This is a genomic window from Streptomyces sp. NBC_00663, from assembly GCF_036226885.1.
In the GTDB taxonomy this organism is placed as follows: Bacteria; Actinomycetota; Actinomycetes; order Streptomycetales; family Streptomycetaceae; genus Streptomyces.
This window is the reverse complement of record NZ_CP109027.1, coordinates 9,122,303-9,148,189: the sequence shown is the minus strand read 5'-3', so window position 1 is coordinate 9,148,189 and position 25,887 is coordinate 9,122,303. Positions and strand designations below refer to the sequence as shown.

At 71.1% G+C, this 25,887-nt stretch carries 22 protein-coding genes and 2 pseudogenes; 13 read left to right on the top strand and 11 right to left on the bottom strand.

What is annotated here, in order from left to right; translation table 11 throughout:
* Positions 1–62: 62 nt before the first annotated feature.
* Positions 63–1,601 carry a CYTH and CHAD domain-containing protein gene (locus OG866_RS41630; protein ID WP_329342927.1) on the bottom strand — a complete coding sequence of 513 codons (1,539 nt, stop codon included), beginning with the start codon at positions 1,599–1,601 and terminating at the stop codon, positions 63–65.
* Positions 1,602–1,845: 244 nt separating this feature from the next.
* Here OG866_RS41630 and OG866_RS41625 point away from each other — a divergent pair, with 244 nt between their 5' ends.
* Positions 1,846–2,535 (top strand): MBL fold metallo-hydrolase, encoded by a 690-nt coding sequence (locus tag OG866_RS41625; protein WP_329342925.1) that lies wholly within the window; start codon positions 1,846–1,848, stop codon positions 2,533–2,535.
* A 76-nt stretch (positions 2,536–2,611) separates the two neighbouring features.
* Here the strand turns inward: OG866_RS41625 and ykgO are convergent, their stop codons facing one another.
* From ykgO to rpmG, 3 genes and pseudogenes are all read right to left on the bottom strand, one after another.
* The gene (ykgO, locus tag OG866_RS41620) at positions 2,612–2,734 is read right to left on the bottom strand and encodes a type B 50S ribosomal protein L36 (protein ID WP_026084623.1); all 123 of its coding nucleotides are present in this window, start codon (positions 2,732–2,734) and stop codon (positions 2,612–2,614) included.
* Between the two features lie 39 nt (positions 2,735–2,773).
* A complete protein-coding gene (locus OG866_RS41615; protein ID WP_329342922.1) occupies positions 2,774–3,034 on the bottom strand; it encodes a type B 50S ribosomal protein L31 in 261 nt (86 codons plus the stop codon).
* Positions 3,035–3,080: 46 nt separating this feature from the next.
* A pseudogene (gene rpmG / locus OG866_RS41610) lies at positions 3,081–3,179 on the bottom strand (50S ribosomal protein L33); the annotation flags it as partial.
* Positions 3,180–3,314: 135 nt separating this feature from the next.
* On the opposite strand from rpmG, the gene OG866_RS41605 reads away from it, so the two are divergent.
* Positions 3,315–3,599 (top strand): hypothetical protein, encoded by a 285-nt coding sequence (locus tag OG866_RS41605; RefSeq protein ID WP_329342920.1) that lies wholly within the window; start codon positions 3,315–3,317, stop codon positions 3,597–3,599.
* 138 nt (positions 3,600–3,737) lie between these two features.
* Here the strand turns inward: OG866_RS41605 and OG866_RS41600 are convergent, their stop codons facing one another.
* A complete protein-coding gene (locus OG866_RS41600; RefSeq protein ID WP_329342919.1) occupies positions 3,738–4,817 on the bottom strand; it encodes a bile acid:sodium symporter family protein in 1,080 nt (359 codons plus the stop codon).
* A 201-nt stretch (positions 4,818–5,018) separates the two neighbouring features.
* Between OG866_RS41600 and OG866_RS41595 the strand changes: the two genes are divergently transcribed.
* Positions 5,019–5,768: a M23 family metallopeptidase gene (locus OG866_RS41595; RefSeq protein ID WP_329342918.1), complete on the top strand. Its 750-nt coding sequence runs from the start codon at positions 5,019–5,021 to the stop codon at positions 5,766–5,768.
* 57 nt (positions 5,769–5,825) lie between these two features.
* Here OG866_RS41595 and OG866_RS41590 read toward each other — a convergent pair whose 3' ends face one another.
* On the bottom strand, positions 5,826–7,739 hold the full coding sequence (locus OG866_RS41590) for an ABC transporter ATP-binding protein (protein WP_329342916.1): 1,914 nt from the start codon (positions 7,737–7,739) through the stop codon (positions 5,826–5,828).
* Positions 7,740–8,061: 322 nt separating this feature from the next.
* Between OG866_RS41590 and OG866_RS41585 the strand changes: the two genes are divergently transcribed.
* The 4 genes from OG866_RS41585 to OG866_RS41570 all read left to right on the top strand — a co-directional run bounded on the left by OG866_RS41585 (position 8,062) and on the right by OG866_RS41570 (position 12,872).
* The gene (locus tag OG866_RS41585) at positions 8,062–9,477 is read left to right on the top strand and encodes a family 2B encapsulin nanocompartment shell protein (protein WP_329342915.1); all 1,416 of its coding nucleotides are present in this window, start codon (positions 8,062–8,064) and stop codon (positions 9,475–9,477) included.
* A gap of 14 nt (positions 9,478–9,491) precedes the next feature.
* On the top strand, positions 9,492–10,964 hold the full coding sequence (locus tag OG866_RS41580; protein ID WP_329342914.1) for a family 2 encapsulin nanocompartment cargo protein terpene cyclase: 1,473 nt from the start codon (positions 9,492–9,494) through the stop codon (positions 10,962–10,964).
* 15 nt (positions 10,965–10,979) lie between these two features.
* Positions 10,980–11,855, top strand: coding sequence for a geranyl diphosphate 2-C-methyltransferase (locus OG866_RS41575; protein ID WP_329342913.1), 876 nt, complete (start codon positions 10,980–10,982; stop codon positions 11,853–11,855).
* 213 nt (positions 11,856–12,068) lie between these two features.
* A complete protein-coding gene (locus OG866_RS41570; protein WP_329342912.1) occupies positions 12,069–12,872 on the top strand; it encodes a hypothetical protein in 804 nt (267 codons plus the stop codon).
* A 30-nt stretch (positions 12,873–12,902) separates the two neighbouring features.
* Here the strand turns inward: OG866_RS41570 and OG866_RS41565 are convergent, their stop codons facing one another.
* Entirely contained in the window at positions 12,903–14,321 is a 1,419-nt protein-coding gene (locus OG866_RS41565; protein ID WP_329342911.1) for a GH1 family beta-glucosidase, read from the bottom strand.
* Between the two features lie 118 nt (positions 14,322–14,439).
* Between OG866_RS41565 and OG866_RS41560 the strand changes: the two genes are divergently transcribed.
* Positions 14,440–16,002: a glycoside hydrolase family 43 protein gene (locus OG866_RS41560; protein WP_329342909.1), complete on the top strand. Its 1,563-nt coding sequence runs from the start codon at positions 14,440–14,442 to the stop codon at positions 16,000–16,002.
* On the opposite strand, the gene OG866_RS41555 is transcribed toward OG866_RS41560, so the two are convergent.
* From OG866_RS41555 to OG866_RS41540, 4 genes are all read right to left on the bottom strand, one after another.
* The gene (locus tag OG866_RS41555; protein WP_329344534.1) at positions 15,993–16,964 is read right to left on the bottom strand and encodes an aldo/keto reductase; all 972 of its coding nucleotides are present in this window, start codon (positions 16,962–16,964) and stop codon (positions 15,993–15,995) included. The two genes, OG866_RS41560 and OG866_RS41555, sit on opposite strands and share 10 nt — an antisense overlap.
* A gap of 152 nt (positions 16,965–17,116) precedes the next feature.
* A complete protein-coding gene (locus OG866_RS41550) occupies positions 17,117–18,145 on the bottom strand; it encodes a LacI family DNA-binding transcriptional regulator (protein WP_329342908.1) in 1,029 nt (342 codons plus the stop codon).
* Positions 18,146–18,305: 160 nt separating this feature from the next.
* Complete coding sequence (gene hppD / locus OG866_RS41545; RefSeq protein WP_329342907.1) at positions 18,306–19,511, bottom strand: 4-hydroxyphenylpyruvate dioxygenase; 1,206 nt, start codon at positions 19,509–19,511, stop codon at positions 18,306–18,308.
* 162 nt (positions 19,512–19,673) lie between these two features.
* Positions 19,674–20,345, bottom strand: coding sequence for an IclR family transcriptional regulator (locus OG866_RS41540; protein ID WP_329342906.1), 672 nt, complete (start codon positions 20,343–20,345; stop codon positions 19,674–19,676).
* Between the two features lie 177 nt (positions 20,346–20,522).
* Between OG866_RS41540 and OG866_RS41535 the strand changes: the two are divergent.
* The 5 genes and pseudogenes from OG866_RS41535 (at position 20,523) to OG866_RS41515 (ending at position 25,691) form a co-directional block, all read left to right on the top strand.
* A pseudogene (locus OG866_RS41535) lies at positions 20,523–21,702 on the top strand (homogentisate 1,2-dioxygenase).
* A complete protein-coding gene (locus tag OG866_RS41530) occupies positions 21,699–22,577 on the top strand; it encodes a hypothetical protein (protein WP_329342905.1) in 879 nt (292 codons plus the stop codon). The pseudogene OG866_RS41535 and the gene OG866_RS41530 overlap by 4 nt, the downstream one beginning before the upstream one ends.
* Complete coding sequence (gene fahA, locus OG866_RS41525; protein WP_329342904.1) at positions 22,574–23,770, top strand: fumarylacetoacetase; 1,197 nt, start codon at positions 22,574–22,576, stop codon at positions 23,768–23,770. Before OG866_RS41530 ends, fahA begins: the two co-directional genes overlap by 4 nt.
* A 302-nt stretch (positions 23,771–24,072) precedes the next feature.
* Entirely contained in the window at positions 24,073–24,492 is a 420-nt protein-coding gene (locus OG866_RS41520; protein WP_329342903.1) for a YciI family protein, read from the top strand.
* On the top strand, positions 24,489–25,691 hold the full coding sequence (locus OG866_RS41515; RefSeq protein ID WP_329342902.1) for an RNA polymerase sigma factor: 1,203 nt from the start codon (positions 24,489–24,491) through the stop codon (positions 25,689–25,691). Before OG866_RS41520 ends, OG866_RS41515 begins: the two co-directional genes overlap by 4 nt.
* Positions 25,692–25,887: the final 196 nt, after the last annotated feature.

Genomic DNA, 25,887 nt, shown 5'->3' with positions numbered 1-25,887 from the left:
TCGCACCGACCCGGGCCTGCGAGGCTGTTTCACCCGGGCGGGGGTGCCCGTACGGGCAGGTGTCAGTGGCCGAGCGCCTTGCGCAGGCCCGGCTTCGACGCATCGGCCCATGCCGCCGGCAGCTCCCGTTCCCGCTCCGCGGCCACGGCCTGCTCCTGGCCGTACAGCAGCCCCCAGGTGAAGCCGGCCTCACCCGCGGTGTGCGCCGTCACGGCCAGACCCCGCAAGGCGTCCCGTGCCACGACGCTGTCCTGGTGATCACCGAGCACCTTCTGTACGGCCTTCACACGCTTCCCGAGCCGCTTGGCGGGCTTGCCGAGCGCGGCACGTGCCGGTTCGGTGGCGTAGCGCGTCTTCTTGGCCGCCTTACGGGCTTCGTGCAGGGCCGTGTCACGTTCCGTTCCCGGGGAGAGTTCCAGCGCGTGTGTCACTCGGCCCGCCAGCCGCTCGTACTCCTTGAGGATCGCCTTGACCAGTACCTTCTCGGGCTTGCGGGCGGCCTTGCGACGCAGGGGCGGATGCTCCGTGAGCGCCGCCAGCGCGTTCAGCAGGGCCAGGTAGCGGGAGGTGCGCAGGGCATCGAGGGTGCGTTGGCGCGCCGCGGAGGTGTTGGCGACGTTCCACGCTTGCAGGTGGGCGGCGACGGGGCCGAGGACCAGCTCGCGCGGCGCGGCCCCGATGCGGGAAGCGAGCCGTTCCATGAGGACCTCCTGGTCACGCTCCGCTCCCAGCTCGCCGCCCAGCCACTTGAGGTCGTCGCGGATCGGGTCGGTGACCTCACGGTCCAGTACCGAGCGGTAGGAACGCAGGGTGCTGCGCAGCCGGCGGCAGGTGACCCGCATCTTGTGCACCGAGTCGGGCAGGTCGCGGCGGACCGCGGGGTCGAGGCTCACCAGGGCGTTCACCTGCTCGTCCAGGTACCGGAGCACCTCGTCACCGGCCGAGCCGGGCACGACGGTCTCGACACGGTCGTCCGGCAGGCGCGGCGCGCCCACTCCCGTCTCCTCCAGGGCACGGGCCAGCTTGGACGGACTGCCCGCGCGGTCGATGCCCTTCTTGTGCAGCGTCTTGTCCACGGCGTCGAGCAGCGAGGGATCCGTGTCCTGTGCGAGCTCGACCTCCATCTCGGTCCACACGGCCAGCGTGGTCAGACCGCGCAGGGACTCGGCCCGGACCCTGTCGACGGTCAACTCGGCCAGGACCGTGCCGTCGCCGTCGACGAGGCCGCGGGTGTCCCGGGTGGAGCGGATCCGCACGACCGGCGTCAGCTCCGCCCCTCGGGTGCGGGACAGAGCCAGGTCACTCAGCGTGTCCGGAAGGGTGTCGGACAGGGGGGCCCGCACCTCTTCCCGGCTGTCGCCCGACAGGGGCAGCTTCAGGTGCCATCCGGCATCGACACCGCCCGTCCTGCGCCGCAAGGTGGCCGAGGCGCCCGCCAGGCGCAGGTCCTGCGTGTCGAAGTACACGGCGTCCAGCTCGTCGATGCCCTGTTCCACGACCGACTCGATGGCGGCCACGCCGGCGAGGTCCGGGAGCCACGAGGTGTCGTCGGCCGAAGGAGCCTCGTACTTTCGCTCTGTCTCACGCTGCGAGGAGGTCATGTCTCTCGCGTACACGCCTGCGCACAGCTCAAACACGTGTGGCGCCGCCCGGGGGGGGGGCCGGACAGCGACAGGGCTGGGCCAGGTCGAGCCCGCGATGGCGATGACCGCCTTGCGCCCCGAGAAAAGCGGGCGGCCCCGTGTGCGCGGCGCCGCGCACACGGGGCGTGGACACCGCGCCGTGAGGGTGAGCCGTCAGCGAACGACCGCACGGCGGTGACGGAAGGGCCCGCAAGCTGGGGACATGGATGCGATCGAGGTACGGCCGGGCCTGCGCATGCTCCGCTTCCCGGTGGGGGCGGCCTATCTGTGGCGGGACGGCGACGAGTTGACGCTGATCGACACCGGGACGGCGGATTGTGCCGCGCGGATCGAGGGGGTGCTCGACGGCGAGTTGCGGCGCATCGTGCTGACGCACTGGCACGAGGACCATACGGGCTCCGCCGCCGCACTCGCCGCCCGGCACGGGGCGGAGGTGCTGGCGCATCGCTCGGACGCGCCCGTGATCCAAGGGGAGGTCGCCGGGCCGCCCCCCGTACTGGAAGCGTTCGAGGTGCCGATCCGGGCGTCGCTTCCGCCCCTGCCACCGGCACCGCCGTGTCGGGTGGACCGGGAGGTGGAGGACGGTGACGTGCTGGAGTTCGGCGGCGGCGCGGTGGTCGTCGCGGTGCCCGGGCACACGGACGGGTCGATCGCACTCCATCTGCCCGGACCGGGCGTGCTGTTCACCGGTGACGCGGTGGCCAACGTCGGCCGTACCATGCTGGGCGTCTTCAACACCGACCGCGTCCGCGCCGTCGCATCACTGCGCAGGCTGGCCGAACTGGACGTCGACACAGCGGTCTTCGGCCACGGCGACCCGATCGTCCACGGCGCGGCGACCGCCCTGCGCGGAGCGGCGGCGGCGGCGACCAGCCCTTCCGACTCCGTATGAGCGGATGCACTCGTGGTTCAGCCCGGCACCGCAAGTACGGTGCCGGGCCGCCGTGTTGCCACGGCGTGACGGGGTGTCAGCCCTGGCGGGCCTTGAAGCGGGGGTCCTTCTTGTTGATCACGAAGGTCACGCCGCGCCGGCGGACCACCTGCGCTCCGGGCCTGGCCTTCAGCGAGCGGAGGGACTTGCGCACCTTCACAGCGGACTCCTTCCGGGAGGGGGGACGGCGAGGTCGCCGTCAGGGGCGGGCGGCGGCGCTACGGCCGTAGCGCCGCTCGAAACGCTCCACCCGGCCCGCGGTGTCCATGATCCGCGTGGTGCCGGTGTAGAACGGGTGGCTCGCGGACGAGACGTCCACGTCGACCACCGGGTAGGTGACGCCGTCCTCCCACTCGACGGTGTCCTGGGCGTCGAGGGTGGAGCGGGTGAGCATACGGAACCCTGCCGCGCGGTCGCGGAAGACGACCGGGCGGGAGATCGGGTGGATTCCGGTCCTCATGGGTGGTGCCTCCTTCATGTGCCTCGGCCGACGGCCGAGGCGGTGGTCATCGTTCTTCGCGGAACAGCAGGTGCCGGCCGGCCACCGGGTCGTACTTGCGCAGGACGAGCCGGTCGGGGTCGTTCAGCCGACTCCTACGGGTGAGTTATTTGACCCGGCCATGTCATTCGAGAGGTGTAACGCGGCTCCCCTCCCGTGCATTCCCGGGCGGGCCGGCACCTCGGACGGAGCCTCGCGCTCCCGGGCCACGGCCCCGCCGCGACTCACTATGATCTTGATCATGACAGTGCAGACCCCCGACAAGGCTCCTTCCCGCAAGCAGCGGCTCCAGGAAAAACAGCGCCGCCAACTGCTGGCGGTCGACATCGTGGACAAGGCCGAGATCAAGGTCCACAAGGCAGAGTCCGAGCTGGCCGTCGCCGTCACCGAAGCCGTGCGCGTCTTCGGCGACGAGCAGTCCGCGTCCGAAGGACTGGACATGCCCATCGAGGCCATCCACCGGTTCCTGACCATGGCCCGGGAGGCCGGAGTCGAACCCGCCGAGGCCGGCGCCGACACCCCCTGACCCGCCCGCTCTTCCACGGCTGCCCCACGCCCGACGCCCGCCCCGAGCCCTCGCCTCATGTCAGGGCCGGGGGCGGGCAACGCGGTCAGGGTCTCGGGCGGGATGCCGGCCCCGGCCGCGAAATGGCTCGTACGTCCCTCAGTGCTGATGTGCGGCGCGGCGGGACCGGGCGCCGGGCCTGCCGAGGGAGAACCTCCCCCCGGGGCGGGGCGGCTTCCCCGCCGCCCCTGCGACGACCTTCTGCAACAGGCTGTAGGAGAGGATCGGCAGCAGTACCTCGGGGCGGTGGGAGAACCACCCGGCGGCCAGCACGGCCGCGGCGCTGCTGTTGTTCATGCCGGTCGCGAAGGTGAGGGAGATCTGGTCGGGCCGGTCGCCGCCCGTCCAGCGGGACATCCACCGGCCGCAGGCGAAGGCCAGGCAGCACACCGCGCCGGACAGCCCGAGGGCGAGCACCAGCAGGTCCGGGTCAGGGTGCGCGAGGGCCTGCCCGAGGGCACCGGCCGCGTTGAGGTAGCAGAGCAGCAGGATGTTCAGCACGTTGGCGGCTTTGACCGCCGGCAGGACACGGCGCGCACGGTCCTCGCCGAGCGCGGCCCGTATGGCGATGCCGACGAGGCACGGCAGCACCACCGACACCAGGGCGAAGAATCCGGCCCCGGTCCGGGCGATGAGGTCGACCGTGTTCGTGTCGTTCAGGGCACCGGCACCGTCGGGACCGACCAGAAGGCCGGTCACCCGCATCCCCAGCGGGATGGTGAGCGGGCTCAGCAGCGTGGAGCCGATCACCATGGCCACGGCCAAGGGGACGTTGGCGCCCGCGTTCTGCCCCCAGGAAGCGGCACCGCCCGCGATCGGCATCGCCAGCACCAGCATCAGCCCGACCACCAGGCCCTCCGCCTCCGCCGCGTCGGGCCAAGCACGCAGGCCGAGCGCGACGACCGGAACCACCAGCAGGGGAAGCAGAGCGTTGGCGGCGACGCCGAGCATCAGCCGCACCGGCCGTGACACCACACCCCGCAGATCGGCGACCCGCACCCCCAGCCCGGCGTTGAACAGCATCACCGCCAACAACACCATCGACACCGTCAGCGCCTTACCGCCCACAGAGATCGGCAGCGTCAGCCCGCGCACCCTCTCCCCGGGCGCCGGGAACACGCCGGCCAACAGGTAGCAGGCGAGCATCAGCCACAGCAGCCCGCGCTGCACGATCTTCACCCAGCGGAGTCTATTGGTCGCACAGGGTTACCCCATTCGCAGGGAGGTCTACGGCGGTGTGTCAGGCGGCCGGCTGCGGCGGCATCAGCACGTCTGGCATCACAGGTGAACGGAGTCAAGAGGCATGCGGTCCGGACCACCCGATCGAGGGATGCACGCTACTGCGGTCGCCTCACTCCTGCCCGATCGGCGTACGGAAGCATGCGAGTCACGCGCCACGGCGATGTGCTCGTGGACATGGACCACGAATCCGGAACGACCCGTCGCCGGGCCCTCGGCCTGACGGCGGCACTGCTCGCCGGCGGCACGATCGCCGGCCGAATACCCGACGAGCCTCCCGCTCCCGACGCACCTCCCGCCCGCGAGGACGCCCTCGGCCCCGAGGACGTACTCGCCCCCGGGACCGGCCAGGAAACAGACGGCGCCTGTGCGGAGTTCGTCGACTGGGACTACGAGGCCGCGCTCGCCGAAATCCTCGAACCGGGCCCCGACCAACGCCAGGAGGACCGCGACCTGGCCGAGACCGACGCGCTGTCCCGGCCCCGCTGGGCCCGGCCCCTGCGCCGCAGTTACAAGGTCACCGCCCGCTACCGTCTCCGCGGTCCCTGGCTCGCCGGCCACCACACCGGCATCGACCTCGCCGCTCCCCAAGGCACCCCCGCCTACGCCGTCGGTTCCGGCGTCGTCGTCCTCGCCCGCCGCTCGGGGGCGTACGGCAAGGCCGTCACCATGCGGCTGCCGGACGGCAGTTACGCCCTGTACGCCCACCTCTCCCGCATCCAGGTGCGCGAGGGCCAGCGCGTCACCCCCGGCCAGCGCATCGGACTCACCGGCGCCACGGGCCGCGCGACGGGCCCGCACCTCCACTTCGAGGTACGCGCCCGCCGCCACTACGGCACGGACATCGACCCCGTGCGGTACATGGCGGGGCGCGGGATCCGCATCACATGACGGGCGCGCCCTCGGTGTCGGCCGCGATCACGCGGTGCTCTGGGCCGAGACCACCGGTCAGGACCCGGTGCTCGTACGAGCGGGCGTCGGCGTTCTGCCGTCCCCGGCCGGCGTCGGGCCGGGCTGTCCCGGCATACCGCCGAGGCCCGCCCCGGGGACCGTGTCCTCGGGGTCCGACTCCGCGCTCTCGCCGAGGAAGCCGCCCGACTGGTGCTGCCAGAGCTTGGCGTAGGCGCCGTGCGCCGCGAGCAGTTCCTCGTGGGAGCCCTGTTCGACGACGCTTCCCCGGTCGAGGACGACCAGGCGGTCCATGCCGGCGACGGTGCTCAGTCGGTGGGCGACCACGAGGGCCGTGCGTCCGTCCATCAGCCGCCACAGGGCGTCCTGGACGAGGATCTCGCTCTCGGAGTCCAGTGCGCTGGTCGCCTCGTCGAGCAGCAGGACGGGGGCGTCACGGAGGATGGCCCGGGCGAGGGCGACGCGCTGGCGCTGGCCGCCGGAGAGTTTCACTCCGCGCTCTCCCACCAAGGTCGCGAAGCCGTCGGGGAGTTGGTCGGCGAACTCCGTGACGTGCGCGGCCTCGGCCGCGGCGCGGATCTCGTCGTCGGTGGCGCCGGGCCGGGCGAAGGCGATGTTGTCCCGCAGGCTGCGGTGGAACATGGCGGGTTCCTGCGGGACGTACGCGATCAGTGAGCGAAGGTCGGTCTGGCGCAGCCGGGTGATGTCCTGCCCGCCGATCAGGATGCGTCCGTCGTCGATGTCCGACATCCGCAGCAGGAGCCGGGTGAGTGTGGTCTTGCCACCACCGGACCTGCCGACCAGGCCGATCCGGGCGCCCGCGGGCACGTCCAGGTCGAGTCCTTCGAAGATCGGCTTCGCGCCCGCGTGGGCGAAGGTCACCGTCTCGAACCGGACACCGGTGTCGCGCGGTGCGAGCGGTTCGGGTTCCGCCGGGTCGAGCACCGTGGGCGGATGCAGCACCAGCTCGGTGAACTGCGCGGCCTCGGTCATCGAGCTCTCCAGCCGTCGGTAGATCTGGTTGAACTCGAACATGATCTGGGTCGCGTTGGAGTAGTACGTGAAGGCGACGACGACCTCCTCGACCCCCTGGCCCGGGCCGCCGAGGGCGATGGCGAGGAGCAGGCCGAGCACGTTGGTCAGCACGGACAGCGGGGCGATGAGGGTGTCGACGCGCAGATTGCCGTAGTCCCACGACCTCAGCGTCAGGCGCCGGGAGTCCGCGACCCGGCTGCGGTGCTCCTCGGCCTCCCGGCGTTCGGCCGCGAACGCCCGGATGGTCTCCATGTTCATGAGACTGTCGGAGACATGGCCGGAGACCCGCGCGAGCGCTGCCTCACGGTCGTTGACGAGCCGTTGCCTGCGCCGGATCAGCGGTGTCGCGGCCGCCACGGTCAGCGCGATCATCGCCAAGAGGCCGACGACGAGCATCGGTTCGTAGCTCCACAGCACCACGGCGCCGAACAGGAGGGGGACCAGGCTGCCCACGATCCGGTACGTCAGCGTGTCGACGAAGTCCTCGAAGCGCTTGCCGTAGCTCAGCACCCGTTTGGTCAGAGAGCCGGCGAAGTTGTCGTGGAAGAACGCCGCGTCCTTGGCGAGGAGTTCGTCCATGCCGCTCACGTACAGGTGCTCCATGCCGAGGGCGTCCACGCGGTTCAGACAGTGCTGTCCGACCCGCCACACGGCCTCGGCGAGCAGCAGCGTCACGCCGAAGCCCAGCACGTACGGCAGCGCCGCGCGGAGGGTGAGACCGCCGTCGACGGCCTGTCCCGCCAGTTTGGCGATGAGCAGGGGCGCGACGTAACGGGTGCCGATGTTGCCGAGGGCCGGCAACAGCAGCGCGGGCAGGGCCAGTCGTCGAAGTCTCAGCAGTTCTTGGCCGTAGCGGCGCAGTGCCAGAACGACCGCGCTCCTGCCCGGCGCCGGTGCTCGCATGTCTGTTGTCCCCATCACACTCCCGGAGGTTTGGAAGTCGGAAGTGTCCCGTCATCTGCGGCCTTCGGTCCAGGCATTTACCGCGCAGTGGCGAGAACCGGACACCAGGGGACGGCTGCCGTCGATTCACCCCACGGCCGCGGGCACCTCACGATGGCTTGATCATGCGCAGGGGTGGCGTGATGTCGCCCAATGGTCCGATAAACCGTAATCGAAGGATTGTCACTGCTTCGAAGGAAGCATCCGGGTTCTCCGGGCGAGGCGGCTCGACCGGCGATTACGGTCCTGCGGGTGGATGGATCACCGACGCCGGCCAAGCAAGGAGTAGCCCACCGCGATGACCGTGGACAGCAGCCCGGAAACCCAGGCCGCACCAGCAGTGCCGCAGCAGTCCCTGAGCACCGCCGCCGCACGCAACCTCACCCATACCACGAAGTCCGCCCCGCAGATGCAGGAGATCACCTCCCGCTGGTTGCTGCGGATGCTGCCCTGGGTCGAGACCAAGGGAGGCGCCTACCGGGTCAACCGCCGGTTGCGGCACACCGTCGGCGACGGGCGCATCGAGTTCGTACAGGAGGGTTCCACCGTCCGTGTGATCCCGCGCGAACTGGGTGAACTGGCCGTGCTGCGAGGCTTCGAGGACCTGGACGCCCTCACCGCCCTCGCCGAGCGCTGCACCCAACGGGACTTCGCCGTCGGCGAGGTCATCGTCGAGCGCGGCAGCCCGGCGGACCGGATCCATCTGATCGCCCACGGGCGCGTCAGTCAGTCCGGGGAGGGCAAGTACGGCGGGGAGATCTCCCTCGCGGTGCTCGCGGACGGCGACCGCTTCGGTGAGGACGCCCTCCTCAACTCCGAGGCCCGCTACACGTACACGGCCACCGCCGAGACGTCGGGCACGCTGCTGACCCTCTCCCGCGCCGACTTCACCGCCGTGAAGGACTCCGCGCCCGGTCTTCAGGCCCACGTCAGCGAGTTCGTCTCCGCCACCCGGCGTCGGCAGAACAAGCACGGCGAGGCCGAGATCGCCATGTCGGCCGGTCATGTCGGCGAGGTCGACGTGCCGAACGCCTTCGTCGACTACGAGCTGAAGCCACGGGAGTACGAACTCTCCGTCGCGCAGACCGTGCTGCGGATCCACACCCGGGTCGCCGACCTCTACAACGGGCCGATGAACCAGACCGAGGAACAACTCCGGCTGACCATCGAGGCGTTGCGCGAGCGCCAGGAGCACGAGCTGGTCAACAACCCCGAGTTCGGGCTGCTGCACAACGCCGACTTCAAGCAGCGCATCCAGACCCACTCCGGCCCGCCGACCCCGGACGACATGGACGATCTGCTCTGTCGTCGCCGCGGCACCAAGTTCTTCCTGGCCCATCCGAGGACCATCGCCGCGATCGGACGCGGTTTCAACGCCTGCGGGCTCTACCCGGACCACGTCGACGTCGGCGGACAGTCCGTCCCCGCCTGGCGCGGCGTCCCGATCCTGCCCTGCAACAAGATCCCGATCAGCAAGGAGCAGACCAGCTCCATCATCGCGATGCGCACGGGCGAGAAGAACCAAGGTGTCATCGGCCTGTGGCAGACAGGTCTGCCGGACGAGGTCGAGCCGGGGCTCTCGGCGCGGTTCATGGGCATCAACGAGCAGGCGGTCATGTCCTACCTCGTCAGCACGTACTACTCCGCCGCGGTGCTCGTACCCGACGCGCTCGGCGTGATGGAGAACGTGCAGATCGCCCGCGGACGCGACTGAGGAGCAGAACGAACATGTCCGATCCCGGGTCCCCCGGACCCTCCCTGCCTGCCCAACGACCAAGGCCGGGCGCCGCCGTACCGGACGTCCCCGCGCCGGCGGTCCCCAATCTTCCCATCACCGAGGCCGCCTTCGGCCTCTCGGGGGTGGTGCATCCGCCGGTCGCTCCCCCGCCGCCCTCACCGCCGGCCACCGGCACGCTGTCCGCCACGCCTCCCGTACCGGCGTTTCAGCGGGTCCTGGGCGGACCGACCGGCCTTGGCACGACCTCGCTGTCCCTGGCCGCCAGTCCGCCACCGACCGACACACCGTCACCGCCTCCACCGGCCACTTCGGTCAGGGCGGCCGAACCTCCCGCGACCGCGACCCCGACCGAGTCGGACCTCCAGCGAGTGGTCCTGGGCGGACCGACCGGGCTTGGCACAGCCTCCCTGTCCCTGGCCCACCCGCCGCTTCGCCTGCCCGCGGAACCCGTCGCCGCGCTCCCGGCCCCGGCACCACCCGCCGAAGGCCAGGCCGTACCGGGCCTGTACCACCACCCCGTCCCGGAGCCCGACCCGGAGCGAGTCGAGGAGGTGAGCCGTCGGATCAAACGCTGGGCGGAGGACGAGGTCCAGCTCTACCCCGAGGAATGGGAAGGCCAGTTCGACGGCTTCTCCGTGGGGCGGTACATGGTCGGCTGCCACCCCGACGCCCCCACGGTCGATCACCTGATGATCGCCACCCGGCTGATGGTCGCCGAGAACGCCGTCGACGACTGCTACTGCGAGGACCACGGCGGCTCGCCCGTGGGTCTCGGCGGACGTCTCCTCCTCGCGCACACCGCGCTCGACCCTCTCCACACGACCCCTGAATACGGGCCCGCGTGGCAGGAGTCGCTCGGCTCGGACCCGCCGCGGCGCGCCTACCGCAGCGCGATGGACCACTTCGTCCGCATGGCCTCGCCCTCCCAGACCGACCGCTACCGCCACGACATGGCCCGGCTGCACCTGGGCTACCTGGCCGAGGCGGCCTGGGCCGAAACCGATCATGTCCCCGAGGTGTGGGAGTACCTGGCGATGCGCCAGTTCAACAACTTCCGCCCCTGCCCCACCATCACCGACACCATCGGAGGCTACGAGCTCCCAGCGGACCTGCACGCCCGGCCGGAGATGCAACGGGTCATCGCCCTGGCCGGCAACGCGACCACCATCGTCAACGACCTGTACTCCTACACCAAGGAACTCGCCAGCCCCGGCAGACATCTGAACCTGCCCGTGGTGATCGCCGAACGCGAGCAGCTCTCGGAGCGCGACGCCTATCTCAAGGCGGTCGAGGTCCACAACGAGCTCATGCACGCCTTCGAGGCGGCGGCGGCCGACCTGGCCGCGGCCTGCCCCCTGCCCCCCGTGGTGCGCTTCCTCAAGGGCGTGGCCGCGTGGGTCGACGGCAACCACGACTGGCACCGCACCAACACCTTCCGCTACAGCCTGCCCGCCTTCTGGTAAGGAACGGACACCTTAGTGACCACAGAAATCACCCCCACCGTCTCCGCGACGATCCCGGCCCCGGCGACCCCCTACCAGGGGGACATCGCCCGGTACTGGAACAACGAGGCGAGGCCGGTGAACCTGCGCCTCGGTGACGTGGACGGTCTCTACCACCACCACTACGGCATCGGCGCCGTCAACCACGACGCGCTCGGCGACCCGGAACACAGCGAGTACGAGAAGAAGCTGATCGCGGAGCTGCACCGGCTCGAGTCCGCCCAGGCCGAGTTCCTCCTGAACCACCTCGGTCCCGTCGGGCCCGGCGACACACTCGTCGACGCGGGCTGCGGGCGCGGCGGGTCCATGGTCATGGCCCATCAGCGCTTCGGCTGCAAGGTCGAGGGCGTCACCCTGTCCGCCACCCAGGCCGACTTCGGCAACGGACGGGCCCGGGACCTGCGGATCGCGGACCATGTGCGCTCGCGCGTGTGCAACATGCTCGACACTCCCTTCGAGAAGGGCAGCGTCACCGCCTCGTGGAACAACGAGTCGAGCATGTACGTCGACCTGCACGACCTGTTCGCCGAGCACTCGCGCTTCCTGAAGGTGGGCGGCCGGTACGTGACGATCACCGGCTGCTGGAATCCCCGCTACGGCCAGCCGTCGAAGTGGGTCTCCCAGATCAACGCGCACTTCGAGTGCAACATCCACTCCCGGCGTGAGTATCTGCGGGCCATGGCCGACAACCGGCTCGTGCCCCAGACGGTGATCGACCTGACCCCCGACACCCTGCCCTACTGGGAGCTGCGGGCCACGTCCTCACTGGTCACCGGGATCGAGGAGGCGTTCATCGAGTCGTACCGGGACGGCTCCTTCCAGTACGTGCTGATCGCGGCCGACCGCGTCTGACCGAGCGGACCGTTCGGTCAGGAAGGAGGCGTGGCGGTCCGGTGAGGGCCGCCACGTCCGGCGTTCGGACGGGTGCCTGACAGGGGCGCGAACGCACCGAGGAGCCGGGTTGCGGAGCCTGTGTCGCCGTGGTCCGCTGTGGTTGGGTGGCCGACGAACAGCTCTTCCCATGGTCGTCCGCCCCTTGTTGCAGCGACGCAGCGGAGGAGTGCCATGGCCGTCCGAGAGCTCTCCGGAAGCGTGGGGGAAGGTGGCGTGAACGCGGGCGATGACGTGTTCACCGTCCAGATGCTCCTCAACCAGGTCGGCCCCGGAGCCGGCGGACCGAACCCGCCGCTCCAGGTGGACGGCCTCGTGGGCCCCAAGACCAACGGGGCGATCCGCGGTTTCCAGCAGACCCGACTCGGCTTCCAGGACGGGCTGGTCGAACCCGGTCAGGTCACCTTCAGGACGCTCAAGGGCTTCTTCACCTCGCCGTCCGAGTTCCCGGACGAGGCCGTCGCGGGCCCCGGCGCCGTCCGTTCCCATCGGCTCGTCTACCGGGACGTGCGGCTGCTCGGCAACCGCCCGGCGGGCGACACCGTGATCGAGGTCAACTTCGACACGCCCTTGCAGTGGTTTCTGGACAGCTCCAGGGACACCGCCGCGCACACCGCGGACCCGGTCCGGCTCAAGATCATGGCCCATGGGGCCCCCGCGTTCGTCCAGTTCTGCCGCGAGAACCTGGCCCTCGCCAACCTTCCCACCCTGGGCGTGCTGAGGGATTCCTTCCGTGCCGGCGTCGACCTCTTCTCCTGTTCCGCGGCGTTCATCGCCCCCGGCGCCGGCGACGGCAACGTGTTCTGCTCCCGCCTGGCCCAGCTCCTCAACACGTCCGTCCGCGCCTCGACCGCGACCCAGTTCTACACACTCGGATCGGCCGGCTCCGGGCTGGACTTCGGCCAGTGGGAGGGCACGGTGCTGACGTACGGTCCACGCGGCGACGTCATCAACGTCGAGCACGCACCACGCTTCTGACCACTCGCCCGCCGGTGTCGCCATCCACTCTCAGCCGCCGGCGTTGTGCCTTTCCACCAGTTCCCGGTACCACAGCGCGCTGTCCTTGAGCGTGCGGCGCTGGGTCTCGTAGTCGACGTGGACGATGCCGAAGCGCTTGGAGTAGCCGTAGCCCCACTCGAAGTTGTCCATCAGCGACCACACGAAGTACCCCCGCAGGTCCACCCCCGCGGCTAGGGCCCGCCCGGCCGCGGCCAGATGGCGGCGGATGTAGTCGACGCGCTCGGGGTCGTGCACGGTGTGGGTGCCGTCGGGGCCGACCGTGACGTGATCCTCGAAGGCCGCTCCGTTCTCGGTGATGACCAGGGGCTGGCCGGGGAATCTGGTGTGCAGGTCGAGGAGGAGTTCCTCCAGGCCGTCGGGGTCGATGTTCCAGCCCATGGCGGTGTGCGGACCGTCCGTGGCGTGGAACTCGACCTGGGGCGAGCCGGGCCAGGGCGAGCCGCCCATGTCCTTGTGGCCGTCGTTGTTCTGACGGGGCGTCCCGCCGTCCCAGAGGCCGACCGTGGTGGTGGCGTAGTAGTTGACGCCGAGCAGGTCCAGGGGCTGGTGGATCCGTGCCAGGTCGCCGTCCTCGACGAACGCCCAGTCGGTGACGGCCGCGGTGTCCTCGATGAGGTCCTGCGGGTAGTGGCCGCGCAGCAGGGGCTCCGTGAAGGCCCGGTTGGCCAGCGCGTCGATACGGCGTACGGCCTCGGCGGCGCCCTCGCCCTTCCCCCGCAGGACATGGAAGTTGAGGGTGATCGAGTACTGCGGATCGTTGGTGGTGACCGCCCTGAGCTGCTCCACGGCCAGACCGTGGGCGAGGTTGAGGTGGTGGACCGCGGCCAGTGCCGCGGCGCCGTCGGTGCGGCCGGGCGCGTGGGCGCCGGAGCCGTAGCCGAGGTAGGCGGAGCACCAGGGTTCGTTCAGGGTCGTCCAGACCGCGACCCGGTCACCGAGGGCCTCGCCGACGATCCGCGCGTAGTCGGCGAAGGCGAACGCGGTCTCGCGGTTCGTCCAGCCGCCCTCGTCCTCCAGGGCCTGGGGCAGGTCCCAGTGGTAGAGGGTCGCGACCGGGGTGATGTCCCGGGCGAGCAGGCCGTCGACCAAGCGGCCGTAGAAGTCCAGGCCCTTGGGGTTGGCCGGGCCCCGGCCGGTGGGCTGGATGCGGGGCCAGGAGAGGGAGAACCGGTAGGCCCGCAGGCCCAGGGACGCCATGAGGTCGAGGTCGGCTTCGAGGCGGTGGTAGTGGTCGGCGGCGACGTCACCGGTGTCGCCGTTCCATGTCTTGCCCGGGGTGTGGGAGAAGGTGTCCCAGATCGAGGGGCCGCGCCCGTCCTCGTCGGCGGCGCCCTCGATCTGGTAGGCGGCGGTCGCGGAGCCGAGGAGGAAGTGCGTGGGGAAGGACGGGGGCTGGGCTGTCGGCATGCGGGTTTCTCTCTGCTGGGTATCGGCCGGGAACCAAGCCGATGTTAACGTTAACAAGGCGTTCGGGCCTATGCCCCGGACGCATCCCGCTCCCACCCGCCTGCCCCGGAGTGCGCCCGTGCCGACCTTCGCCAACCCCGTTCTCGCCGGCAGTCACCCGGACCCGTCGGTCTGCCGGGTCGGGGCGGACTACTACCTCGTCACGTCGTCGTTCGCGTACTTCCCCGGGCTCCCCGTCCTGCACAGCCGGGACCTGGTGGACTGGCGACCGCTCGGACATGTCGTGGACCGCCCGACGCAGGTGTCGTTGACCGGCCTCGACGTCTCCGACGGCCTCTGGGCCGCCACGATCCGCCACCACGACGGGATGTTCTATGTGGTCGTGGCCCTGGCAAGAGGCCGCCAGGGCAGCACCACCTACCTCTTCACCGCGTCGGACCCCGCCGGGCCCTGGTCCGACCCGGTCGTCCTGGACGCGGAGGGGATCGACCCGTCGCTCTTCTTCGACGACGACGGCCGCTGTTGGTTCACCGCCTGCCGCGACGCCGCCGAACCGGCGGTGACCGGCCCCGGTGAGCTGTACCTGCGCGAACTCGACCTGGACACCCTGGCGTTGACCGGACCGGCCCACGCGCTGTGGTACGGCGCGATGCGCGGCGCCTGGGTGGAGGCACCGCACGTGTACAAGCGGGACGGCGTGTACTGGCTGATCGGCGCGGAGGGCGGCACCGAGCACCACCACGCCGTGACCGCCGCCCGCGCCGACACCGTCACCGGCCCCTACTCCACCGACCCGAGGAGCCCGCTGCTCACCCACCGCCACCGCGGCGCGGCGGAGCCGATCCACAACGTCGGCCATGTCGACCTCGTCGACACACCCGCCGGGGAGACCTGGGCCGTGGCCCTGGCGGTCCGGCCGATCGAGGGCACGCACACCCTCGGCCGGGAGGTGTTCCTCGTCCCGGCCGAATGGACGCCCCGGGGGCCCGTGTTCGCGCCGGACGCCGGACGCGTGCGGCTGTCGGAGCGGCTCCCCGCGGGCATCGACGCGGGCACCGACGCCGGCCCGCGTCCGGACGCACCGGTGCGGTACACCTTCGACGGCCCGACGCTCGGACCGGACTGGAGCAGCCTCCGCGGACCCGTCGACGACCGCGTCTCACCGCGCCCAGGACCGGGCGGCCTGACCCTCCGCCTCTCCCCCGAGCCCCTCACCTCGACCGGCACCCCCGCGTTCGTCGCGCGCCGCCAGCAGCATGTGCGGATGCGGGCCGCCACCCGGATCCGCTGCGCCGCCGCCACGCCCGCGCAGGCAGCGGGGCTGGTCGTCTTCCAGCACCACCGGCAGCACGCCACGCTCGCCCTCACCGCCGACGCCTCGGGAACTCCGCAGGTCGTGCTCACCGCCGTCGAAGCGGGCGTCACCACGCGCCTCGCCGCGACGCCCGTCTCGGACAGCGAGGTCGTCCTCGCCGTCGACAGCGACGAGTCCGGCTACACCTTCCGCGTCGAGGACGCGGGCACCTCGATCACCGTGGGCAGCGTCGAACGGCCCTTCTTCAGCACGGAACGTGCGGGCGGGTTCGTCGGCGTCCACCTCGGCCTCCACGGCATCGGCGACACCGGCGAGGCGCTCGTGCGGTGGTTCACGTACACGCCCGGCGTGTCGGATCAGCCGTAGAAGTTCTTGTCCCAGCGGTGCGCGGACAGCAGTGCCAGCTCCTGGCCGGTCAGCGGTGGCGCGTCGGAGATCGCCGCGTTGCGTTCCACGTGCGCCAGGGAGCGCATCCCGACGATGACGGTGGAGACCGCCTGCCCGGCGAGGGCGAACCGCAGGGCTGCGGAGGGCAGTTCGTCGGCGCTGATCCGCAGCTCGGCGAGGATCGCCGCCACGCGCTCCTCGACCTGGGCGGGACGGTCGTCGCGAAAGTACCAGTTGCGCCAGTCGCCCTCGGGGAAGACGACACCCTCGCGGATCGCTCCGGTGAGGGCGCCCTCGTCGAGGGCGACTCGGACGATCACGCCGACGCCGTACTCCTCACAGGCCGGCAACAGCGCGTCGGACGGCGTCTGTTCGAACACGTTGTAGATGACCTGGACCGTGTCCACGACCCCGGTGCGCAGCACCGTGAGCACGTTCTCGGGCTGGTGGTCCTTGACGGAGATCCCGAAGGCCCGGATTCTGCCCTCCTGTTTGAGGGCGTCCACGGTCTCCAGCCAGTCGCCGCGGCCGGTCCAGCCGTCCTCCCAGGTGTGCAACTGGAGAAGGTCGACATGGTCGCGGCCGAGTTCGCGCAGGCTGGTCTCCAGGCTCTCGCGCAGATGCGCGCCGGGGAAGGCCTCCATGACGTCGAGGCCACTGGGCGCCAGGGACACGGGTACCTTGGGCCCGCACTTCGTCGCCACGACGACGCCGTCCCCGCCGCCCGGCAGTTCCCTGAGTGCGCGACCGACGACACGCTCGCTCCGGTCGTAGGCCCGGGCGGTGTCGATGAAGGTGACACCCAGATCGATCGCGCGGTGCAGGGCACGTACGCCGGAGTCGTCGTCGGCGCCGACCCAGGCGCCCTGGCCGAGGCCCCAGGCTCCGTAGCCGATCTCCGACACGGTCAGTCCGGTACGGCCGAGTTCCCGATGACGCATGCGCTGTTCGTGCTCCAGGGTGATGCCCCTGGTGAGGGGCGGCTCTTGCGTGCTGCCCGACGGCATCACGGTTGCCTGCCCGACGGTACAGACGGTGGCGGTCACGGCGACAGCTCGGCAGGAGAGCGAAACTTTCGACGCGCCGGTGCGCTTCAGGAGTCCGTGCGCGGTACGGCGGTGCTGCGCCGGACGACCAGCCGCGGGGTGAGCCGGCGACGCTGCGGTGGCTCACCGCCCAGCATGTCCACCAGCAGCTCGATGGCGCTGCTGCCGAGGTGGGTGAAGTCCTGCCGGACGGTGGTCAGGGCGGGTACCAGATATCCGGCGCCCTTCATGTCGTCGAAGCCGACGACCGAGACGTCCCGCGGCACTTTCACGCCCCGCTCGGCGAAGGCGGCCAGCGCGCCCATCGCCATCTGGTCGTTCCCGGCGAAGACCGCGGTGGGCAGGCGGGTGTCGCCCGCGCAGAGTTCGTGGGCGAGACGGAATCCGCTCTCCGCGCTGAAGTCGCCTTCCAGCAGGGCTCCTTCAGCTCCAGCTCCCGCTCCGGCTTCGGCGAGCTCGGCCTGCCAGCCGTCGACGCGGGCCCGGGCGTCGAAGGTGCGCAGCGCGCCCGTGAGATGGGCGATGTGGCGGTGTCCGAGGTCGAGGAGGTGACGAACGGCCAGACGGGCGCCGAGTTCCTGGTCGACCTCGACGAAACCGAGGTCGGGGTTGGCCACGCTGCCGGACATCACCACCGCGACCGGCACCCCGATCGCGAGGCGGGACAGCGCCTCCACGGCGTCGGGCCGGTCGGCGACCACCGCGATCGCCTCCACCGACTGGTCGGTGAGGCGCTGTAGCGTCTCCATGAGGTCACCGGTGGTGCTCTCGCCCTGCCGGCTGGCCAGGCTCACCCAGTAACCGGCCTCTTTGGCGGCGGTCTCCACACCCAGGAGGATGCGCGGCAGCTCGAACAGGTCCGACCCGACGATCACCACGCCGATCGTCGAGGAACGGCGGCTCTTGAGGGCCCTGGCGACACTGTTACGGCGGTAGCCCAGCTTCTGGATCGCCGCCTCGACCCGGGTGCGGGTCTCCGGCCGTACCGACGGATGGCCGTTGATGACACGGGAGACGGTGATGTGCGAGACACCGGCCTCCCGGGCCACGTCCATCATGCCCGGCGGCCGGTTCATGTCACGTCCTCTGCCCTCGACCTCAGCGGGCGGCCGTCCAGCCCGCCGCCCCTATTGTCGCAGGCCCCGCACCGCATCTCGTGGATACCGGGCAGGCAGCCACACAGACCGCCGCACGGGGCCCGCTTCCCTCGGCCAGAGGGCTCGCCACCTCCGGGCCCTAGAAGTTGCCGCGCTTCTCCTGCTCGCGCTCGATCGCCTCGAACAGGGCCTGGAAGTTGCCCTTGCCGAAGCCCAGGGAGCCGTGGCGCTCGATGAACTCGAAGAACACGGTGGGCCGGTCGCCGATCGGCTTGGTGAAGATCTGTAGCAGGTAGCCGTCCTCGTCACGGTCGACGAGGATGCCGCGCGAGGCCAGTTCCTCGATGGGCACGCGGACCTCGCCGATGCGGGCGCGCAGCGCCGGGTCGGTGTAGTAGCTCTCCGGCGTGGCGAGGAACTCGATGCCCTTGGACCGCAGGATGTCGACGGTCCTGAGGATGTCGTTGGTGGCGAGGGCGAGGTGCTGGGCGCCGGGGCTGCGGTAGAAGTCGAGGTACTCGTCGATCTGCGAACGCTTCCTGCCGACCGCCGGCTCGTTGAGCGGGAACTTCACGCGGTGGTTGCCGCTGGCGACGACCTTGCTCATCAGCGCGGAGTACTCGGTGGCGATGTCGTCGCCGACGAACTCGGCCATGTTGGTGAAGCCCATGACGCGGTTGTAGAAGTCGACCCACTCGTCCATGTTGCCGAGTTCCACGTTGCCCACGACGTGGTCGAGCGCCTGGAAGACGCGCTTGGGCTCGTCCTCGGGCTTCACGTAGCCGGAGCTCCGGGCGACATAGCCGGGCAGGTAGGGGCCGGTGTAGCGGGAGCGGTCCACCAGGGTGTGGCGGGTCTCGCCGTACGTGGCGATGGCCCCGATCCGCACGGTGCCGTGCTCGTCGGTGACGTCGTGCGGCTCCTCCAGGACGGTCGCGCCCTCGGCGCGGGCGTGCTTGATGCACCTGTCGACGTCGGGCACCTCAAGGGCGATGTCGATGACACCGTCACCGTGGCGGCGGTGATGGTCGAGCAGCGGGCTGTCCGGGTCGACGCCGCCCTTGAGCACGAACCGGATCGCTCCGGAGCGCAGCACGTACGCGTGGTGGTCACGGTTTCCGGTCTCCGGGCCGGAGTAGGCGACCAGTTCCATACCGAAGACCACCTGGAAGTACAGCGCGGCCTGCGTCGCGTTGCCCACCGACCAGACCACCGCGTCCCACCCGGTCACCGGGAACGGGTCGCCCTCGGCGTCGTACTCGACGAGCCCGACCAGCTGCTTGAGCTGCTGAAGGTCGAGTTCCGCCAGTCGCTCCTGGCTCGTGAGGGTCTGTTCGATGCTCATACGTCATCCCTTTCGGTGTGCGTGTCCGCAACGCGTGGCGGTAGAACACACCGGGTCACCTCACCTGCACAAGAGTGACGTTCTGAGCTGTTCAAGCTGCTCAGTTTGCCTCCAGCCAGGCCAGTTCTCATATACAAAATGCCCAGCCGAGCGCGATGGCCGTCAGGCCTTGCTGAGCGACGCCAGTCGTGAGGCCGACTCCCGTACCCGCGCGGCGACCGACTCGACGTCGAACTCGTGCATGGCCACCACACCGACCGACGCGCCCACCGCGCCCGGCACCTCGAACCCCGCCGCGATCCCGGTGGCACCCTGCTGGAGTTGCCCCGAGGTGACGCTGTAGCCCAGTTCCCGCGCCCGCGCGATCTCCTCGGAGTCGTCCGGCAGGGGCGGTTGCAGCGCGAGGATCGCGACGCCGTTCGCCCCCCGCTCCAGCGGATGCCGGACGCCGATGCGATAGCCCACCTGCACGGGACCGTGCTGGACGGTCGGCTGCGCACCCGCGACGGACACGCACTCCCGCGCACCGTGCGCCAGGGTCAGAAAGGCGGAGGCACCGGTGCCGTCCGCGAGCTCCTGCAACACCGGCTGGGCCACCAGCACCAGCTGCTGCCGGAACCGACCGGCCAGCGTGGCGGCACCGGCGCCGAGCCGCACCCGCTTGCCCTGCCGGGACACCAGCGCGTGCTCCTCCAGCGTCTGCACGATCCGGTACGCGATGGCCCGGTCGATCTCCAGCCGCGCCGCCAGGTCCGCCACCGTCAGCCCGTCGGCCGACAGGGAGATCAGGTCCAGAGCCCGAAGCCCACGGTCCAGACCTTGCAGGGTGGCCATCAGCACCTCCGAGAGAACGACAGAGCTTCTTCGGGCGTCACGTTAAGCCACGTCACACGCGCGGACGGCGCCCGGGAGCACGGGCGGGACCTTGACTGAGCCGGCGCCCCGGACCTACCGTCCACTTGTCGCTTTCATCGCACATTACTGTGCGCTGAGCGCACAAGGGAGAGTGACGTGCCGTACTACCACCGGGCGGGAGCGGTCCCGCCGAAACGCCACACCCAGCACCGGGACCCGGACGGGAACCTCTACTACGAGGAACTCATGGGTGAGGAGGGCTTCTCCTCGGACTCCTCGCTGCTCTACCACCGGCACATCCCGTCGGCGGTACGGGAGTACCGGGTGTGGGAGCCGGGCGACCAGTCCCTGACCCCCAATCACCCCCTGGTCCCCCGCCACCTCTCCACGCACAAGCTGTTCGCCGACGGCGCGTCGGGCGTCGACGCGGTCACCGGCCGCAGACTGCTGCTGGGCAACGACGACGTACGGCTGGCGTATGTGGTGGCCGACGCGGTCAGCCCGTACTACCGCAACGCGATCGGCGACGAGTGTCTCTACGTCGAGGACGGCCGGGCCCGCGTGGAGACGGTCTTCGGTGACCTTGAGGTCGGCGACGGCGACTATGTGCTCGTCCCGCGGGCGACCACGTACCGGATCGTCCCGGACGGGGCCGTACGCATCTACGCGATCGAGGCCAACTCGCACATCGGCCCCCCGCGGCGCTTCCTCTCCCGGCACGGCCAGCTCCTGGAGCACGCGCCGTACTGCGAGCGCGACTTCCGTCTCCCGGTCGGTCCCAGGCTCGCCGAGGGCGAGAACGTCGAGGTGTACATCAAGCACCGGGCCGGGCGGTGTGGTGGGCACCGTCCACACCCTCCCGAACCATCCCTTCGACGTCGTCGGCTGGGACGGCTGTCTCTACCCGTATGTGTTCAACATCCGTGACTTCGAGCCGATCACGGGCCGGGTCCACCAGCCGCCGCCTGCGCACCAGGTCTTCGAGGGCCACAACTTCGTGATCTGCAACTTCGTGCCTCGCAAGGTGGACTACCACCCGCTGGCCGTCCCGGTGCCGTACTACCACTCCAACGTCGACTCCGACGAGGTGATGTTCTACTGCGGCGGCGACTACGAGGCCCGTAAGGGCTCCGGGATCGGACAGGGCTCGATCTCCCTGCACCCGGGCGGCCACCCCCACGGCCCGCAGCCGGGCGCGATGGAGCGGTCGATCGGGGCGGAGTTCTTCGACGAACTCGCGGTCATGGTCGACACCTTCCGGCCCCTTCAGCTCGGTGAGGCCGCCCGCGCGACGGACGACGGGACGTACGCCTATTCCTGGGAGCAGAACCGATGAGCACCCCGCAGACCTCCCGAGTCCCCGCGGTACTCGTCGGCCTGTTCGACGACGCGGCCGTCTTCCCGCCCGGCAGCCTGCCGATCGAACAGGCCGTGCCGGCCCACGTGGCGCACACCCGCGGCGCCCACGCCGACCTGGTGGGGGCGTTCGTGCTGGCCGCCAAGGACGTCGACCGGCTCGCCGAGTTGACCGCCGGCCTCCCCAAGGGCTCCTTCGACCTGTCGGTGACCGTCGCACTGCCGGGTGTCTGCGAGGCTGTCGCCGCGGCGCGCCGGATCCCGGCCGTGCGGCTGACCGGTCTTGAGGTCGCCGTACCGGACGCGGTCGCCGCCGACACCGTCGTACCCGCTCTGGCCGCCGCGCTCCATGACGACACCGACCTCACCGTCTATGTCGAGGTACCGCGCGACGACCGGCGCGAGGCGCTGCTCGCCGGGCTCGCCGGGACGCCGTACCTGGCCAAGTTCCGCACCGGCGGCGTACGCGCCGACCTCTACCCCGACGAGCACGAGCTCGCGGCGGCCGTGCTGGCCGCGACGCGGGCCGGGGTGGCGTTCAAGGCGACGGCGGGGCTGCACCACGCGCTGCGCAACACGGATCCGGAGACCGGGTTCGAGCAGCACGGATTCCTCAACCTGCTCGTGGCCACCGGCGCGGCCCTGAAGGGCGCCGGGGAGGCGGAGCTGGTCGCGCTGCTCGCCGACCGCGACGGCGAACGGGTCACCGAACGGGTGCGCGCCCAATCGCCCCAAGTCCGTGACCTGTTCCGCTCGTTCGGCACCTGCTCCGTCGCCGAACCCGCCACCGAGTCGGCCGACCTCGGCCTCCTGCCCGCCGCGACCGTCGCCGACCTGACCGAGGTGTCCGCATGACCAGCACCACCCAGCTGACCGTCCCGACCGACTCCCTCTTCGGCCTGACCAACCTGCCCTACGGCGTCTGCTCCACGCCCGGCTCCGAGCCACGCGTCGCGGTCCGCTACGGCGACCACGTCATCGACCTCGCCCTGCTCCTGGACGACGATGTCTTCGCCCGGCCGAGCCTCAACGCCTTCATGGCGCAGGGCCACGCCCGCTGGGTCGAGGTCCGGGCCGGGATCACCGAGCGGCTCCAGGGCCAGGTCCCCGCGGAGGCGGTCCACGACCTGCGCTCGGTGACCCTGCACCTGCCCTTCGAGGTCGCCGACTACGTCGACTTCTACGCCTGCGAGCACCACGCCTCGAACCTGGGCAGGCTCTTCAGGCCCGACAACCCGGACCCGCTGATGCCGAACTGGAAGCACCTTCCGGTCGGCTACCACGGCCGGGCGGCCTCCGTCGTGGTCTCCGGCACGGACATCATCCGCCCCTCCGGCCAGCGCAAGGGCCCCCAGGACCCGGCGCCGGTCTTCGGACCGTCGACCCGCCTCGACATCGAGGCCGAGCTCGGCTTCGTCCTCGGCACCGGAAGCGCCATGGGCGAGTCCATCGGCGCCGAGGACGCGGAGCGGCACATCTTCGGGGTCGTGCTCTTCAACGACTGGTCCGCACGCGACATCCAGGCCTGGGAGTACGTCCCGCTCGGCCCCAACCTGGGCAAGTCGTTCGCCTCCACCATCTCCCCGTGGGTGGTGCCGCTGCTCGCCCTGGACGCGGCCCGGGTCCCGGCCCCGGTCCAGGAGCCCGCCGTACTGCCGTATCTGCGGATGCGGCAGCCGTGGGGCCTCGACGTCGACCTCACGGTCGCCTGGAACGGCCAGGTCGTCTCCCGGCCGCCGTACGCCGCGATGTACTGGTCCCCCGCCCAGATGCTGGCCCACCAGACCGTCAACGGCGCCCCCTCGCGCACCGGGGACCTGTTCGCGTCGGGCACGATCTCGGGCCCGGAGAAGGAGCAGCGCGGCGCCTTCATCGAACTGACCTGGGGCGGCAAGGAGCCCGTCACGGTCAACGGCCAGGAGCGCACGTTCCTGGAGGACGGTGACGAGATCATCCTCACCGCGACGGCCCCCGGCGCCGACGGAACCCGGATCGGTTTCGGCGAGGCCCGCGGCCGGATCATCGGCAGCAAGCGCCGGGAGGCGTGAGCGGCTGCGGGCGGGCGGCTCCGGCAGCCCCGCGTTCTGCACGCCCGCGGGCCATGTTGCCGCGCGGCGCCGAGGCCGCCGCCGACGGCTCGCGGCTCCGTGAGCTTCTCTTCGGCGACACCTCTGCCCATGGTCTGATCAGCGCGTTCGGCCAGGACCGGCCGGTCGGGTGAGCCTCCGGGCCCTTCCCACGACGGTCACGCGGAAAAAGGTCGGCCGCCGATGTCGAGAAGCCGCGTCCGGCTCCGTCCCCGGGGTGAACGCGACCACAATGGGCCGCACCCGTACCGAGGAGAACCACGATGGCCAAGTACCTGCTGCTGAAGCACTACCGCGGCGCCCCGGCCGCGGTGAACGACGTGCCGATGGAGAAGTGGACGCCCGAGGAGATCACGGCGCATGTGCGGTACATGAACGACTTCGCGGCCCGGCTGGAGGAGAGCGGCGAGTTCGTCGGCGGTCAGGCGCTCGCCCCCGAGGGCGAGTGGGTCCGCTACGACGGTGAGGGGCGCCCGCCGGTCACCGACGGACCGTTCGCCGAGACCAAGGACCTCATCGCGGGCTGGATGATCATCGACGTCGACAGTCACGAGCGGGCCGTCGAGCTGGCCGGGGAGCTGTCGGCGGCCCCGGGGGCGGGCGGGAGGCCGATCCACGAGTGGCTGGAGCTGCGCCCGTTCCTGGCCGAGAACCCCGCCGTCACGGACTGCCCGCATCGATGAACGAAGCCCTGCTGCGCAGCCTCACCCCGGGCGTGCTCACCGTTCTCGTCCGCCGCGGAGCCGACTTCGCGGCGGCCGAGGACGCCGTACAGGAAGCGCTGATCGAGGCGCTGCGCGTCTGGCCGGCCGATCCGCCGCGGGACGCCAAGGGCTGGCTGGTCACGGTGGCCTGGCGCAAGTTCCTCGACGCGACCCGCGCCGACACCGCGCGTCGCCGGCGTGAGGACCGGGTCGAGGAGGAACCGGCGCCCGGGCCCGCGCCCGCGGTGGACGACACCCTCCAGCTCTACTTCCTGTGCGCCCACCCGTCGCTGAGTGCGTCGTCCGCGGTCGCACTCACCCTGCGTGCGGTCGGCGGGCTGACCACCCGCCAGATCGCCCAGGCCTACCTCGTGCCCGAGGCGACGATGGCGCAGCGCATCAGCCGGGCCAAGCGCACGGTGTCCGGGGTGCGCTTCGACCAGCCCGGTGACGTCGCCACCGTGCTGCGCGTCCTCTACCTCGTCTTCAACGAGGGCTACTCCGGCGACGTCGACCTCGCCGCCGAGGCCATCCGCCTCACCCGGCAGCTCGCCGCCGCGATCGACCATCCCGAGGTGGCGGGGCTGCTCGCCCTCATGCTGCTCCACCATGCCCGGCGCGCCGCGCGGACCACGCCCGACGCCAGCCTCGTCCCGCTCGCCGAGCAGGACCGCGGCCGGTGGGACACCGCACTGATCGCCGAGGGCATCGGGATCCTCCAGGCGGCCCTCGCCCGTGACCGGCTGGGCGAGTTCCAGGCCCAGGCCGCCATCGCCGCCCTCCACGCGGACGCGCCCCGCGCCGAGGAGACGGACTGGGTGCAGATCGTCGAGTGGTACGACGAGCTCAGCCGCCTGACCGACAGTCCCGTGGTCCGGCTCAACCGGGCCGTCGCCGTCGGCCAGGCCGACGGTCCGCGCGCCGGTCTGGCCGCGCTCGCCGAACTCGACGCCGCACTGCCGCGTCACACCGCGGTGGCGGCCTACCTCCATGAACGCGACGGTGACCTGACCACGGCGGCCCGGCTGTACGCCCAGGCGGCCCACACGGCCCCCAGCCTCGCCGAACGCGACCACCTCACCCGCCAGGCGGCCCGCCTCAACACCTGTCTGGGTCGCCGAGCCACGGATGACGTGGAGGGCACCGACCGGTCCTCGCCCCACGGACGCCCTCGATAGCCGGTGTCCGTGACGACGGCCCGGTGTGAGGCTCCGGGGCACGGGCCCTGCCAGCCGCCCGCTGTGACGACGGACGGGCGCGAGGCCCTGGGGCTTCGCCTGCCGGCTCGGTGTCCGGCAGGCGAAGCGGGGGCTGCGGGTGCGCACCGACTCGCACCGCGTCCCGAAGAGGCGGCGGGCCCGGGGGAGGACCCGC

Excerpts from the sequence above, each read along its gene's own strand:
- OG866_RS41605 (WP_329342920.1), top strand. The coding sequence starts at position 3,315 with ATGACAGTGCAGACCCCCGACAAGGCTCCTTCCCGCAAGCAGCGGCTC.
- OG866_RS41565 (WP_329342911.1), bottom strand. The coding sequence starts at position 14,321 with ATGCCGACAGCCCAGCCCCCGTCCTTCCCCACGCACTTCCTCCTCGGC.
- OG866_RS41555 (WP_329344534.1), bottom strand. The coding sequence starts at position 16,964 with ATGCGTCATCGGGAACTCGGCCGTACCGGACTGACCGTGTCGGAGATC.
- OG866_RS41625 (WP_329342925.1), top strand. The coding sequence starts at position 1,846 with ATGGATGCGATCGAGGTACGGCCGGGCCTGCGCATGCTCCGCTTCCCG.
- OG866_RS41550 (WP_329342908.1), bottom strand. The coding sequence starts at position 18,145 with ATGAACCGGCCGCCGGGCATGATGGACGTGGCCCGGGAGGCCGGTGTC.
- OG866_RS41595 (WP_329342918.1), top strand. The coding sequence starts at position 5,019 with ATGCGAGTCACGCGCCACGGCGATGTGCTCGTGGACATGGACCACGAA.
- hppD (WP_329342907.1), bottom strand. The coding sequence starts at position 19,511 with ATGAGCATCGAACAGACCCTCACGAGCCAGGAGCGACTGGCGGAACTC.
- OG866_RS41570 (WP_329342912.1), top strand. The coding sequence starts at position 12,069 with ATGGCCGTCCGAGAGCTCTCCGGAAGCGTGGGGGAAGGTGGCGTGAAC.
- OG866_RS41520 (WP_329342903.1), top strand. The coding sequence starts at position 24,073 with ATGGCCAAGTACCTGCTGCTGAAGCACTACCGCGGCGCCCCGGCCGCG.
- OG866_RS41615 (WP_329342922.1), bottom strand. The coding sequence starts at position 3,034 with ATGAGGACCGGAATCCACCCGATCTCCCGCCCGGTCGTCTTCCGCGAC.
- OG866_RS41530 (WP_329342905.1), top strand. The coding sequence starts at position 21,699 with ATGAGCACCCCGCAGACCTCCCGAGTCCCCGCGGTACTCGTCGGCCTG.
- OG866_RS41630 (WP_329342927.1), bottom strand. The coding sequence starts at position 1,601 with ATGACCTCCTCGCAGCGTGAGACAGAGCGAAAGTACGAGGCTCCTTCG.
- OG866_RS41540 (WP_329342906.1), bottom strand. The coding sequence starts at position 20,345 with ATGGCCACCCTGCAAGGTCTGGACCGTGGGCTTCGGGCTCTGGACCTG.
- OG866_RS41515 (WP_329342902.1), top strand. The coding sequence starts at position 24,489 with ATGAACGAAGCCCTGCTGCGCAGCCTCACCCCGGGCGTGCTCACCGTT.
- OG866_RS41590 (WP_329342916.1), bottom strand. The coding sequence starts at position 7,739 with ATGGGGACAACAGACATGCGAGCACCGGCGCCGGGCAGGAGCGCGGTC.
- OG866_RS41585 (WP_329342915.1), top strand. The coding sequence starts at position 8,062 with ATGACCGTGGACAGCAGCCCGGAAACCCAGGCCGCACCAGCAGTGCCG.
- fahA (WP_329342904.1), top strand. The coding sequence starts at position 22,574 with ATGACCAGCACCACCCAGCTGACCGTCCCGACCGACTCCCTCTTCGGC.
- OG866_RS41580 (WP_329342914.1), top strand. The coding sequence starts at position 9,492 with ATGTCCGATCCCGGGTCCCCCGGACCCTCCCTGCCTGCCCAACGACCA.